Genomic DNA, 12,410 nt, shown 5'->3' on the forward strand with positions numbered 1-12,410 from the left:
GAACCACCCCATGAACATCCTGGCCATCGACATCGGCACCACCACCGGCTGGGCCCGCACCGACCGCAACGGCATCGTGCACGGCGGCAGCGAGAAGTTCGCGCCGCTCGCCATGGAGAAGCCCGGCCACCGCTGGCTCAAGTTCCGCGCCTTCCTGGGCGAGCAGCGCGCGGCCGGCGAGATCCACGCGGTCTACTACGAGGACGTGAAGCAGCACGCCGGCACTCTGGCCGCCCACGTCTACGGCGGCTTCCTCGCATGCCTGGAGATGTGGTGCGCGGCCAACAACGTCCCGCTGCGCCCGGTCGGCGTCGGCCAGGTCAAGAAGCACTGGACCGGCAAGGGCAACGCGGACAAGACCGAGATGGTCGCGACGGCGCGCGCCAAGGGCTTCCGCCCGGTCGACAACAACCACGCCGACGCGCTGGCCATCCTGGCGCTGGCCCAGCACATCGAGGGCGTGGCGCCTGTGCGGGAGGCAGCATGAGCACCGCTATGGCCGACAAGAGCGACGTCGAGCTGGCCGCCGACGCGCGCATGATCGTGGCCGCGCTGACCAGGATCCGCACTGAACTGCACCGGCGCGGCATCGAGGCCGATCTGCTCACCTGGAGCGAGGGAAAGGTCGAGGTGCAGATCGAGCGTGTGACGAGGGAGAGGCTTTGACCGACCGTCGTGACATCGGCTGGCGCCTGGAAAACTGGGCGCGGGTCTACCGCCCTACCCGCACCGTCGGCGTCAGCGCCACCGGCAAGTTCTGCGACCAGCTGCAGCGCGAGGCCGAGGGCGAGAAGTCCAGCGGCGAGCGCCGCAAGGTCGACGAGGCCGACGCGCACGCGATCGAACTGGCCATGCGCCACATCACGCGGCGCGACCGGTTGCTGCTGCGCTACTGCTACATCGACCAGTCCCGGCCCGAGGAGGTCTGCCGCAAGCTGTCGATCGCGCACCGGCCGGCGACCGTGTTTGTGACCGTGTTCCGGCTGGCGCAGGCCGCAGTCGAGATGGCGGCCGCCAATACCGATGTGTTCAGATAGTCAACGGATATGGCATGCTGTGCTCTTTCGGCAATGGGGCTCCCGATGAAAGACACAACACTACAAACGCTGATCACGGCACGCGCACTTTTCGAACAAGCTCAAAAACTGTGTCTGGAAGGAGATCGCTATCTGGCCACTGCAGGGCTGATCGTCCTGCAGGACGCCTTCGAGCTTATTCTTTACGCTACTTTGGTCGAGCTGGGCGTAGATGAATTGAAAAAGCTGGAAAGCTTGGATTTCGACGGAATGGTGACTGAGGTAGGAAAACAAGGGATCAAAGTTCCGAAATCGGGAACTTTGAGGGCAATGAATAAGCTTCGGGTCACAGCAAAACATTATGGCCAAGTAATGGAGCCCCGAACTGTACAGGACCATCTAAATACAGTTCGCTTGGTGAGTGATGTGATTCTAAAAGAATGCACAGGAAAAGCACTGAATGAAATCTTCTTGACTGAACTTATCAGTCGATCCCCAGCCCGAGATCACCTCGACCAAGCCGCAATATTACTTTCAGCAAACAACTTTCACGGCGCCCTGATCGAAACTAGGAAAGCCTATTATTTAGAGTTTATCGAGCCGTATAACATCTACGGATACCGAGATAAGGCGCTAGATCTTGATCGTGCGGATGGCTTTATGCTGTTAGCAATTGGGGGAATTAAGGCACCCGCCCACACGCGCAATCCTGAGTGGATCGCGACACACGTAAATACTCCTTTCGACTACATTCAGATCGACCGAGAGACATGGCGTGTCGATGCCATAGAGTGGGGCATTACTACGCGAACTCTGCTTGCTATTGAGGTCTTAACACCGGTTGTAATTCGCTTGCACCGGAATGGTGATTGGCTGCACAGGGAATATGAGGTTTTTTTAAGAGTTGATCCAACGCGTGAAAATGCTACTTCCGCCTTAGATTTGACTGTCGAAGTCATCCGTCGGAAGCAGGAACATCAAAAACTCAACAGAATTCCGGACGCAAAGTATGCTGCCCGCCTGTCGAACGCGTACATAGGAATGCCGGTTTATTGCAAGGCTGATAAAAGTAGCGAGATTACCTACACCATTGCCGAACATGACATGACAAACGTTTTCGAAACTGTTGACGGCTTCAAAGATGGTGAACGCTATCACTTCGTCTTTTGTCATGATTCAGATAATAGAATGAATCATGGCTTTATCCCGGTTATACCGGGCGAGTCACTAAAATTCATGGACCAAACGCAACATCACCCTTGACAGAAGGCAATCTCAGCAGTAAATTCTGCTCCACAACTTAATTCCGTCCAGAAATTCGACGTGTAGAGCTTCCCTGATGGGAGCCCCCGGCGTGAAGGACGAAATACGAAGCCCCGCAGTCAGCGATGACGCGGGGCTTTTTGTTTTCCGATCGATGACCAGCGAGGGCCATATGCACAAGTAAGCCATGATCGGTCGTTCTGCCGCACGCCGGCAGCGTAGAGCGCGACGAAACGCGCACGGGGCCAGACCTGCCCGAGGAGTGCCGGAGCGCCCCGCCCGGCCAGACTTCGATGACGGCACCCACGACCACGAGAACATGACCTGGCGTTGGCCAGACAGCCGGCGCGATACCCGCGCTGCCGGCGCCGGACGCTGTAACCGGCCCCTATTCCCCACCCGGAGCATCCATGCCCTTCCAGCTATCCATCCCCGACGAGCGGCGCTGGCTGCTGGTGCTGCTCCAGCTCGAGCGCATGCGCATCGCAGCGCTCACCCGGGCGGCCAGGTAGCTGCCCCACCGTGTTCTCCCCTGCTCCGCCCGACGATCGGAGCCTTCCGCCCCGGCCAGCCCAACAACTGCCGGGGCATTTTTTTGACCGAATACCATGACCGCGACCACTTACAACCCGGAGCTGGCCGCCACCTTCTGCGCCGCGATGGCGTCGACCACCGATAGCATCGCGACCATCTGCAAGCGCAAGGGCATGCCCAGCAAAGCGACGGTCTTCCGCTGGAAGGCCGAGCACCCGCTGTTCGCCGCGATGTACGACGCCGCCAAGAGCGCGCAGATCGACACCCAGTTCGACGAAATCGTCGAGATCGCCGACAACTGCAAGAACGACAAGGACTCGATCCAGAAGGCCAAGCTGCGCATCTACGCGCGCATCGAGGCGGCCCAGCGCCTGAAGCCGAAGCAGTACGGCCTGAAGGTCGCGCACGGCGGTGCCGAAGACCTGCCGCCGATGAAGACCGAGTCGACCGTGACCGTCACCGCCGAGGAGGCGTACAAGAGGATGCTCGATGGCAGCGCTTGACTGGTTCGATTTCAAGGCGCCCGACTACGAGCGCGTGTACCAGCTGCGCGCCGAGCGCCTGCAGCGCCTGCGCACCGACCCGGGCATCCTGCCGGGCCTGAAGGAGCACTACAAGGCCAACCCGATCGACTTCATCAACGACTGGGGCATGACGTTCGACCCGCGCAACGCCGAGATCGGCCTGCCGAGCATCATCCCCTTCATGCTGTTCCCGAAACAGGCCGAGTTCGTTACCTGGGTGCGAGAGCGTTGGCTCGGCCGCGAGGATGGCCTGGCCGAGAAGTCGCGCGACATGGGCATCTCCTGGCTGTGCGTCGGCATCGCGGTCTGGATGTGGACGTTCTACCCGGGCGTGGTCATCGGCTTCGGCAGCCGCAAGGAGGAATACGTCGACAAGCTGGGCGACCCGAAGTCGCTGTTCTGGAAGGTGCGCCAGTTCATCAAGCTGTTGCCGAACGAGTTCCGGCCGAAAGGCTACATCGAGAAGCAGCATGCTCCGCACATGCGGATCCTGAACCCCGAGACTGGCGCCGCCATCATCGGCGAGGCCGGCGACAATATTGGGCGCGGTAACCGCACCTCGATCTATTTCAAGGACGAATCGGCCTTCTACGAGCGGCCCGACGCCATCGATGCGGCGCTGTCGCAGACGTCGAACTGCAAGATCGACCTGTCTACCGTCAACGGGAACGGCAACCCGTTCTACCGGAAGCGGCACAGCGGCAAGGTGAAGGTCTTCACGTTCCACTGGCGCCAGGATCCGCGCAAGGACGACGCCTGGTACCAGAAGCAGCGCGAGAGCCTGGACCCGGTCATCGTGGCCCAGGAGATCGACATCGACTACAACGCGTCGACGTCCGATTCTTGGATCAGTGGCGAATCCATCCAGGCCGCCCAGGGCAAGGGGCCGGCCGACGTGGAAGCGCTGGGCGACTGGCGCATCGGCGTGGACGCAGCGCACTTCGGCAACGACGAGAGCGTGATCCACAAGCGCCGCGGCCGGCTGAACCTGCCGCAGGTCACGCGCCGCGGCCTCGATGGCATCGGCCTGGCCGCCGTGGTCAGCACCGAGTGCGACGACCTGGTTGCCGCCGGCGGCAAGATCGGCGTGATCGTCATCGAGCTCGACGGCCCGGGCGTGTCGTGCCACGACCAGCTCAAGGCTGGGAAGTACGCCGAGAAGGTGGTCGGCATCCACACTGGCGCCCGCCAGCAGGATGGCAAGAACTACAACCTGAAGGCGCGCATCTGGCGCGACGCCAGGGACTACCTGGCCGATCCGCCGGTATCGATGCCGCAATGCGGTGAGCTGCGGTCCCAGCTCGCATCCGTCAAGTACAAGTACAAGGATGGGCTGCTGCTCATGCAATCGAAGCAGGAATACAAGGCGCTGTACGGCAAGTCGCCAGACCGGGCCGACGCTTTCGTGCTGACCTTCGGCGCCGAGCCGCAGGCCGCCGAGTGGGGTAGCCCGCTCAACTATGGAAAACTGGGAATTGTGTAATGGCCAAGATCGCCGCTGAAACCTTCGACAAGCTGCTCGACCACGAGATCGAGCAGGCCACCACTTGGCAGAACCACGCCATCAACCCAGAGCGCGAGCGCAACTATGCCCTGTACCTGGGCCTGCCGGACGGGAAGGAAGTCGAGGGCCGGTCCCAGGTGGTGAGCTGGGATGTGTTCGAGGTGGTCGAGAGCGCCCTGCCCTCGCTGCTGGACGTGTTCCTGTCGGGGGACAACGTGGGAGAGTTCGAACCGGTCGGGCCAGAGGATGAAGAGTTTTCTGGCCAGGCGACCGACTACATCAACCACATCGTCAAGAAGCAAAACCCTGGCTTCCTGATCTTCAACACCTGGTTCAAGGATGCGCTGCTGGCCAAGGTCGGCGTGGTGCGTGCGTTCTGGAACGATGCCGACAAGGTCACCCGCGAGAAGTACAAGGGTCTCGACCAGATGCAGCTGACCCTGCTCATGCAGCAGGAGGGCATCGAGGTGATCGAGCACCAGGTGTATGCGGATCCGGATGACGTGGCGCAGCGCGCGCAGCTCGAGGCCGGCCTCATGGCCATGGCGCCGGAAGCAGCAGCCCAGGCGCAGGCGCAGCTGGCCCAGCCGCCACGCATGCTGTACGACGTCGACCTCAAGGTCACCCGCAAGAAGGGCCAGGTCCAGATTCGCAACGTCCGACCGGAGACCTTCCTGGTGTCCCGCCGCGCGTGCTCGATCTACGAGTCGCCCCTGGTCGGCCAGTACGCGGTGCTGCGCCGCTCCGACCTGGTCGAGATGGGCATCCCGAAGGCCGACGCGTTCGCCGTGCAGAGCTACGACATGAACGCGCACGTCGACGGCGCCGAGTCGATGAAGTCGCTGGCCGACGACGAGACCGAGATCCTGGACGACCACCAGGCCTTCGACAAGGCCATGGAAGAGGTCACCCTGTTCGAGGGCTACATCCAGTGCGACCACGACGGCGACGGCATCGTCGAATGGCGGTACGTGCTGCGCGGCGCGAACATGACGCTGAAGAACGAGGAAGCCGACGGCCACGACTACTGCCTGATCACGCCGATCCCGATCCCGCACCGCGTGCATGGCCTGGCCCTGGCCGACGTGACGGCGCCGATCCAGGCGACCAACACCGCCCTGACGCGCCAGTACCTGGACTCGCTCTACCTGGCTAACAACCCGCGCACCTACGTGAACGTCGACGCCGGCGTGAACTTGGGCGACCTGCTGGACAACCGGATCGGTGGCATCGTGCGCGGCAAGCGGCCGATGATGGAAGCTGTCTCGCCGCTGGTCACCAACGTAGTGGCCGCGCCGGCGCTGCAGGGCATCGAGTTCATGGACACCCGCCGCGAGATCCGTACCGGCATCACCAGGTACAACCAGGGCCTCGAGGCGGACAGCCTGAACAAGACCGCCACCGGCGTAAGCAAGATCATGACGGCCAGCCAGCAGCGCATGCAGATGATCGCGCGCATCATGGCTGAGACGGGCGTGAAAGACCTGTTCAAGCTGCTGCTGAAGCTGGTGTGCAAACACCAGGACAAGGCCGCCACGGTGCGCATGCGCGGCAACTGGGTGACGTTCGACCCACGCACGTGGTCCGACGAGATGGATGCGACCGTCAACGTGGGCCTCGGCACCGGCGACAAGGCCGAGACGGTGATGAACCTGCAGATGGTCATCAACGAGCAGAAGCAACTGGCGCAGACCGGCTCGCCGATGTTCGACCCGATGAAGCTGTACAACGCCTACCGCGCGCTGCTCAAGGCGATGAACATCAAGGGCATCGACCAGTTCTTCAACGACCCGAGCAAGACGCCGCCTCCACCGCCCGCGCCGCCGGCACCGATGCCAGAGCAGATCCTGGCCGACGCCCAGGTGAAGGCCGAGGAGATCAAGCTGCAGGGCCAGCGCGAGAAGATCGCAGCCGACAAGGAGATGCGGCAGCTCGACCTGCAGATCAAGGGTATCGAACTGCAGATCAAGGAGCGCGAACTGGCCCTGAAAGAGGCCGTTGCCCAGCGCGAGCAGGACCGTAAGGACATCGAGGCCGCGAACCGCCAGCCACCGGCGCCGGCCGCACCAGGAGCTTTCCATGAATGACGAGCAGTACGTCGCAATCAACCGCGCCGAGGCCGCCAAACGGATCATGACCGATCCGATGGTGGTCGAGGCGCTGAAGACCATCGAGGACGGCATCACTGAAGCCTGGAAGGAGGTGCCGCTGCGTGACGTGGAAGGCCGCGAGCACCTTCACCGGCTGCTTCAGGCGAAGCGCCGCTTCGAATCCGTGTTCGAAATCGTCCTGCAGGAAGGCGAGCTGGCCAGCGCCGAGCTGCGCGCCGAAGAGGAACGCAAATCCATCATGACCCGCGTAAAGGAGCGCATCTATGGCAGCTAAAAAGACCGCTGCAGCAGCACCGAAACCCGCCGCGCCGTCGCCGGTCGCGCCAGCCATCATCGAAGCCGCGGCCACGCCGCCTGCGGACGACCAGGCAGCACCGCCACAGGCTGACGATGCAACTTCCGGCCCTCCGGATGCAACGAGCCCGCCCGAAACTGCAACTGAGCAGCTCGAGCAGCCCGCCGAAGCACCTCCGGTCGAGGTCGAAAAACCGGAAAACGTCGCGCCGACGCCAGCCGTGGCCGTGCCCGACCTGGACGACTTCATCACCGGCCACGAGCGCGCAGCGCAGGCGGTCGACCTGGTCGTGACCGCGATCAGCCATCCCGACGCGAAGCCGCGGCACCACAACGGCGTGTACTCGGGCTTCCCGATCACCAACGGCGAGCTGCTGGCCACGTACAGCGACGGCAGCACGCACTGAACCGCACGGGCACGTCGCGCGCCCTCGAGCGCGACCCGAGAAAAGACCAACCCAAGGCCCGCCACGCGCGGGCTTTTGTTTGGGAGTCACATTCCTTTGGAAGGATGAGCAATGGCAGCAGAAACCGAAAGCATCACCAGCATCGACCAGCTCGCGGCCGCCCTCGAGGCGGACGATTCGCAGGACCAGCCGGATCCCGACCACGCCCAACCCGACGCGGAGGCGCAAAGCGGCGATCCTGATGGCCAGGCCGAGCAGGAAGGCGACCAGCAGCAGCCCGTCGAGGGTGAAGGCGATCAACCGGCCAACGCACCGGAATCGCTGGACGACACCGTTGTGAGCTGGGAGACCGCGAGCGGTGAGAAATTCGAAGTCCCCGTCGCCGAGATGAAGCTCGGCTACATGCGCGACCAGGACTACCGCCACAAGACGCAGACGTTTGCGCAGGAGCGGGACCAGACCATCCAGCACATCCAGCAGCAGTACCAGGTGGCCGAGACCTTCGCCGCCGACCTGGGTCAGCTGCATGCCGTCAACGCGCAGATCGCAGCGCTCGAGCAGGCGATCCCCACGATCGACCGCAACAGCGACCCGGCCGGCTACATCGACGTCATGACCCACTTGCAGCAGCTACGCGACACGCGCGGCGCCGTCGCCGGCCGCGTGCAGCAGGCGCAGCAACAGCAGCAGGCCCAGCAGCAACAGCAGTTCCAGCAGGCCCAGCAGCGCATGCTGTCCGACCTGCAGACGTCGATCCCTGGCTTTAACCAGGAAATGCTCGGCAAGCTGAGCACCACGGCCCGGGACTACGGCTTTACCGACCAGGAGCTGGGGCGCATCACCGACCCGCGCTTCGTCCGCCTGGTGCACGACGCCATGCAGCACAAGACGCTGCAGGCCAAGGCGCCCGGCGCGGTCAACAAGGTAAAGGCGGCGCCGGTGAAGCCGGCCAAGCAGGCCGCAACTCCGGTTGAAACCGGCGTCGAGCAGAAACTCAAGGCATATAGCAAAAACAAGTCGCTCGCGAATTTCGCAGCACTCTACCAATCCACCCTTTAAGGACGAACCATGGCACAACTCGCAAACTCGATGGCCACTTTCAGCGCAGCCGGCCTGCGTGAGCAACTGGCAAACGACATCTACAACATCTCGCCGGAAGAAACCCCGTTCCTCGCCATGATCGGCAAGGAAAAAGCAAACGGCGTGCTCGAAGAATGGCAGACCGACAGCCTGCGCGCGGCGGCGAACAACAAGCGCGAGCAGGGCAACGAGGCCGCGCCGGCCACCCGCACCCCCACCAAGCGCGTGGGCAACCGCACGCAAATCTCGGACGACACTTATGCTGTGACCGGCACCCAGGAAGCCGTCCAGAAGGCTGGTCGCAAGTCGGAAATCGCCTACCAGGACGCGAAGATCATGGTGGAGCTAAAAAAGGACGTGGAATTCGGCGCGATGCAGAACACCACCTCTATCGCGGCTGCCGCGGGTGTCGCTCCACAAGCGCGCGGCGTGCTCGGCTGGCTGGAAACCAACGCGAACTTCGGCGCAACCGGCGTCAACCCCGACCCGGACACCAACACGGCGCCGACCGATGGCACGCTGCGCACCTTCACCGAAGCCATGCTGAAGGACGTCGCGCAGAAGTGCTGGACCTCGGGCGGCAATCCTGATCGCCTGTTCGTGCCGGCCGCCCTGCGCTCGACCGTCGACGGCTTCACCGGCGGTGCGACGAAGTTCGACAAGACCGAGGACAAGACCCTGCACGCGACCGTCGAAGTGTACGTCGGTCCATTCGGCCGCTACTCGATCATCAACAGCCGTCATCAACGAGACCGCGACGTGTTCCTGCTGGACACCAGCATGTTCGCGCTGATGACCCTGCGTCCGATGAAGGGTAAGGACCTGGCGATCACTGGCGACAGCCATAAGCGCCTGATCAACACCGAATGGACCCTCAAGTGCAAGAACGAGGCAGCCTCCGGCGTGATCCGCGATCTGCAACCAGCGCCGTAATACGGCCAGCAACCAATGGGCCGCTCGGAGCAATCCGGGCGGTTTTTTTATGGGCAAACGACTTATCGGCTTCGACGGCGCAACCGCCAAGTACCTACATGAAGATCAGGACGGGCGATGCGCTATCGAGACCGTCACCAACGTGAAAAGCGTGCTCGAGCGCGCAAAGGCGCTCCACAACGAGGGATTCCACCGCACCGGGATGGGGGACAGCCACACTGCATCGATTCCGATCACGGTCATGGATGCCTGGGCACGTGCGCGCGGCAAGACCTTCGGGGACGTGATGAACGACGCAGCCCTGATGACGCGCTTCCTGCGTGACCCCGACAACTCCTATTTCGTCATCGACAAGAAGTCCATCTGAGGCCAACATGCTGAAATTCGAAGAAAACCTAGCATCCCGCGTCAGCGGCGCGCTGCAGCCCATGCTGGGCGTCCAGGTCACCGTGACCGCGAAGAATGGCCTGCTGGCCACGCTCTACGCTGACGACGAGTCGACCGTGCTGGCCAACCCGCTGACCACCGACGCGAACGGCTACTTCGGATTCAAGGCGGCCAATGGCGATTACACGCTGACCTTCGCCGGCGCGCAGATCGAGACGGCGGCGCGCAAGATCGAGCTGTACGACGCGGATGACGACCCGCCTCTCACTCTTGCGCAGGCAGCAGTTCCGACCGCCGCGAGCCGCCTGGGCTTCCAAGCCGACGGCGATGGCGCGCAAGGTCGCACGGTCGAGAACAAGCTACGGGACACGGTGAGCGTCAAGGATTTCGGCGCAGTCGGTGATGGCGTGGCTGATGATACGGCGGCGCTTCAAGCGGCGATCGATCATGTGCAATCGCTGCAATTTGGGGGCGGCATCCTGATTCCGGTCGGAAAGTACAAAATTACCGCCTCGCTGGTGGTGGGCAATAAGCGCATCGGGATTGGTGGCGCGGGCTGCGGTAGCGTTCTCATCCCGCATGGTCTTGCCGGTGCGGCCGTCATCAAGATTGAAGGTGGCGTCGATTCCAACCTGTCCGTGATGCAGGATTTCCAGATTGTGGCGCCGACCAGTGGCACCGCAATGGGTATCGACGCAATCGGCGCAACGGCCTGGACATTTCGCGAGATCCTTATCAACGGCATGACTGTTGGTATGCAGTTCGACGATAGTTTCGCCGTGTGCATGAAAGACATGTACGTCGGCAACTGCAGCGATTCTGCCTTCCGCTTCAACGGAATGGCACATAACTGCTCCCTGCGCGACACCGCGATCTACAACTGCGGCGTAGGCGCTGCAAAGCCAATGGTCGACTTCACAGAGTTCGGGACTGAGAATTTCCTGATCGACGGTTGCGATTTTGAAGTGGGATACCAGGCAATCGGACTAAAGGCAAATACGGCGTTTACTTTGTCGAACACTTACATCGAGCAAATCAGTAACTCGATCTTCAAGATGAACGGTACGCCATCGTACGCAGTGCGGGTCATCGGGAACTACATCGGAATCGCAGGCGGATATGTAATCGAACAAATCAACGGCGGGGCAATCGAGGGCAACCACTTCTACGACATGCCGGTTTCGGTCGGCGCCACAGCTTCGAATATGCGCTATGGCGTCAATTACAAGAACGGCACGGGCAATGAGTTAATAAATCGGCTCGCTATTGCTGATGCGTCGGATACTGGCAATCCATCGCTGGCGGCCCTAGGCTTCGCGCCGAACATCCAGATCAACTACCGATCGAAAGGTGCGGCGGGACACGTCTTTACGACGAACGGTGGCGCAAGTGTTCACCTCGAGGTCAGCGGCCAGAACACAGACGCGACGCATCGCGCCATTGTTAGCGGCACATCCTCGGCATCCAAGCGTGTCGAAATAACCGCTTTCAGCAACGTTGACGCAGATTCCAGCCTGCTGTTCCGCGCCTCGGGAGCCGGGCTGGTCCGGTCTGGCTCGCCGTTCCGCTTTGACACAACCGTGGGATTCAACGGCGCGAACCCGATTGCAAAACCGACAGTATCTGGTTCGCGCGCGGGCAACGCTGCGCTCCAATCGCTGATCGCCGCGCTGTCCAGCTATGGCCTGGTAACCGACTCCACGACCGCATAAGGCACCCCATGACCATCATCGTTACCGCCATCGGCACCAACGCGAGCCGGGATTACGCCTGGCTGCTCGACGTGGTGCCGCGCCGGCTTCACCGCGACGACCTGGGCGAGGATCTGCCCGACTTCGTGATGCTGGCCGAGAAGCGCATCAACGGCGACCTGCGCGCGCAGCTGCAGGACGCGATCGCCACGCTGTCATCGACGGAAGGCGCGAACTTCATCGCCCTGCCGACGCCGATCCTGTCGATCAAGGCCCTGTCGATTCCTGGCATCGGCACGGTCGACTACATGTCGCCTGCGCAGTTCAACACGCAGTACGCGCGCGACCAGGGCGGCGGACAGCCGCGCCACTACACGCAGATCGGTTCGGCCCTGTACCTGGGGCCGGCGCCGCAGTCCGTCGTGACGCTATCGGCGGTGGTGCGGTCGACCGTGCCGGCGCTGGCCGATTCGGCGGGCACGAACTGGCTGATCGAGCAGCACCCCGAGGTGTACCTGGCCGCCACGATGTGCGAGGCCCTGCTGCACATCCGCGATTACCCGAACCACGCGGTCTGGGATCAGAAATACAACGTGGCGATCGCCGCGCTCGACACCAACGACTGGGAAGCGCCGGGGACCATGTCCCTGCGCGCGCCCACCTGAC

At 62.5% G+C, this 12,410-nt stretch carries 14 protein-coding genes; all 14 read left to right on the forward strand.

Annotated features, from left to right (window positions below; genetic code table 11):
- The first annotated feature begins 10 nt into the window (after window positions 1–10).
- Window positions 11–487 carry a hypothetical protein gene (locus tag KY496_RS11105; RefSeq protein ID WP_219864751.1) on the forward strand — a complete coding sequence of 159 codons (477 nt, stop codon included), beginning with the start codon at window positions 11–13 and terminating at the stop codon, window positions 485–487.
- On the forward strand, window positions 484–666 hold the full coding sequence (locus KY496_RS11110) for a hypothetical protein (protein ID WP_219864752.1): 183 nt from the start codon (window positions 484–486) through the stop codon (window positions 664–666). The genes KY496_RS11105 and KY496_RS11110 overlap by 4 nt, the downstream gene beginning before the upstream one ends.
- Window positions 663–1,037 (forward strand): hypothetical protein, encoded by a 375-nt coding sequence (locus KY496_RS11115; protein ID WP_219864753.1) that lies wholly within the window; start codon window positions 663–665, stop codon window positions 1,035–1,037. Before KY496_RS11110 ends, KY496_RS11115 begins: the two co-directional genes overlap by 4 nt.
- A gap of 45 nt (window positions 1,038–1,082) precedes the next feature.
- On the forward strand, window positions 1,083–2,279 hold the full coding sequence (locus KY496_RS11120; RefSeq protein WP_219864754.1) for a hypothetical protein: 1,197 nt from the start codon (window positions 1,083–1,085) through the stop codon (window positions 2,277–2,279).
- Window positions 2,280–2,887: 608 nt separating this feature from the next.
- On the forward strand, window positions 2,888–3,316 hold the full coding sequence (locus tag KY496_RS11125) for a hypothetical protein (protein WP_219864755.1): 429 nt from the start codon (window positions 2,888–2,890) through the stop codon (window positions 3,314–3,316).
- On the forward strand, window positions 3,303–4,820 hold the full coding sequence (locus KY496_RS11130; protein WP_219864756.1) for a hypothetical protein: 1,518 nt from the start codon (window positions 3,303–3,305) through the stop codon (window positions 4,818–4,820). The genes KY496_RS11125 and KY496_RS11130 overlap by 14 nt, the downstream gene beginning before the upstream one ends.
- Window positions 4,820–6,928 carry a hypothetical protein gene (locus KY496_RS11135; RefSeq protein ID WP_219864757.1) on the forward strand — a complete coding sequence of 703 codons (2,109 nt, stop codon included), beginning with the start codon at window positions 4,820–4,822 and terminating at the stop codon, window positions 6,926–6,928. Before KY496_RS11130 ends, KY496_RS11135 begins: the two co-directional genes overlap by 1 nt.
- A complete protein-coding gene (locus KY496_RS11140; protein ID WP_219864758.1) occupies window positions 6,921–7,226 on the forward strand; it encodes a hypothetical protein in 306 nt (101 codons plus the stop codon). The genes KY496_RS11135 and KY496_RS11140 overlap by 8 nt, the downstream gene beginning before the upstream one ends.
- The gene (locus KY496_RS11145; RefSeq protein WP_219864759.1) at window positions 7,216–7,653 is read left to right on the forward strand and encodes a hypothetical protein; all 438 of its coding nucleotides are present in this window, start codon (window positions 7,216–7,218) and stop codon (window positions 7,651–7,653) included. The genes KY496_RS11140 and KY496_RS11145 overlap by 11 nt, the downstream gene beginning before the upstream one ends.
- 111 nt (window positions 7,654–7,764) lie before the next feature.
- Window positions 7,765–8,712, forward strand: coding sequence for a hypothetical protein (locus KY496_RS11150; protein WP_219864760.1), 948 nt, complete (start codon window positions 7,765–7,767; stop codon window positions 8,710–8,712).
- A 9-nt stretch (window positions 8,713–8,721) separates the two neighbouring features.
- The gene (locus KY496_RS11155; protein WP_219864761.1) at window positions 8,722–9,666 is read left to right on the forward strand and encodes a DUF5309 domain-containing protein; all 945 of its coding nucleotides are present in this window, start codon (window positions 8,722–8,724) and stop codon (window positions 9,664–9,666) included.
- Window positions 9,667–9,715: 49 nt separating this feature from the next.
- A complete protein-coding gene (locus tag KY496_RS11160) occupies window positions 9,716–10,033 on the forward strand; it encodes a hypothetical protein (RefSeq protein ID WP_219864762.1) in 318 nt (105 codons plus the stop codon).
- Between the two features lie 7 nt (window positions 10,034–10,040).
- Window positions 10,041–11,765 carry a glycoside hydrolase family 55 protein gene (locus KY496_RS11165; protein ID WP_219864763.1) on the forward strand — a complete coding sequence of 575 codons (1,725 nt, stop codon included), beginning with the start codon at window positions 10,041–10,043 and terminating at the stop codon, window positions 11,763–11,765.
- Between the two features lie 8 nt (window positions 11,766–11,773).
- Window positions 11,774–12,409, forward strand: a complete 636-nt coding sequence (locus tag KY496_RS11170; RefSeq protein WP_219864764.1) for a hypothetical protein — start codon at window positions 11,774–11,776, stop codon at window positions 12,407–12,409.
- Window position 12,410: the final 1 nt, after the last annotated feature.

Source organism: Massilia sp. NP310 (assembly GCF_019443485.1).
GTDB lineage: Bacteria > Pseudomonadota > Gammaproteobacteria > Burkholderiales > Burkholderiaceae_D > Telluria > Telluria timonae.

Coding starts and splice junctions, on each gene's coding strand:
- KY496_RS11150 (WP_219864760.1), top strand. CDS start 7,765: ATGGCAGCAGAAACCGAAAGCATCACCAGCATCGACCAGCTCGCGGCC.
- KY496_RS11145 (WP_219864759.1), top strand. CDS start 7,216: ATGGCAGCTAAAAAGACCGCTGCAGCAGCACCGAAACCCGCCGCGCCG.
- KY496_RS11135 (WP_219864757.1), top strand. CDS start 4,820: ATGGCCAAGATCGCCGCTGAAACCTTCGACAAGCTGCTCGACCACGAG.
- KY496_RS11105 (WP_219864751.1), top strand. CDS start 11: ATGAACATCCTGGCCATCGACATCGGCACCACCACCGGCTGGGCCCGC.
- KY496_RS11130 (WP_219864756.1), top strand. CDS start 3,303: ATGGCAGCGCTTGACTGGTTCGATTTCAAGGCGCCCGACTACGAGCGC.
- KY496_RS11125 (WP_219864755.1), top strand. CDS start 2,888: ATGACCGCGACCACTTACAACCCGGAGCTGGCCGCCACCTTCTGCGCC.
- KY496_RS11120 (WP_219864754.1), top strand. CDS start 1,083: ATGAAAGACACAACACTACAAACGCTGATCACGGCACGCGCACTTTTC.
- KY496_RS11165 (WP_219864763.1), top strand. CDS start 10,041: ATGCTGAAATTCGAAGAAAACCTAGCATCCCGCGTCAGCGGCGCGCTG.
- KY496_RS11110 (WP_219864752.1), top strand. CDS start 484: ATGAGCACCGCTATGGCCGACAAGAGCGACGTCGAGCTGGCCGCCGAC.
- KY496_RS11155 (WP_219864761.1), top strand. CDS start 8,722: ATGGCACAACTCGCAAACTCGATGGCCACTTTCAGCGCAGCCGGCCTG.
- KY496_RS11160 (WP_219864762.1), top strand. CDS start 9,716: ATGGGCAAACGACTTATCGGCTTCGACGGCGCAACCGCCAAGTACCTA.
- KY496_RS11140 (WP_219864758.1), top strand. CDS start 6,921: ATGAATGACGAGCAGTACGTCGCAATCAACCGCGCCGAGGCCGCCAAA.
- KY496_RS11170 (WP_219864764.1), top strand. CDS start 11,774: ATGACCATCATCGTTACCGCCATCGGCACCAACGCGAGCCGGGATTAC.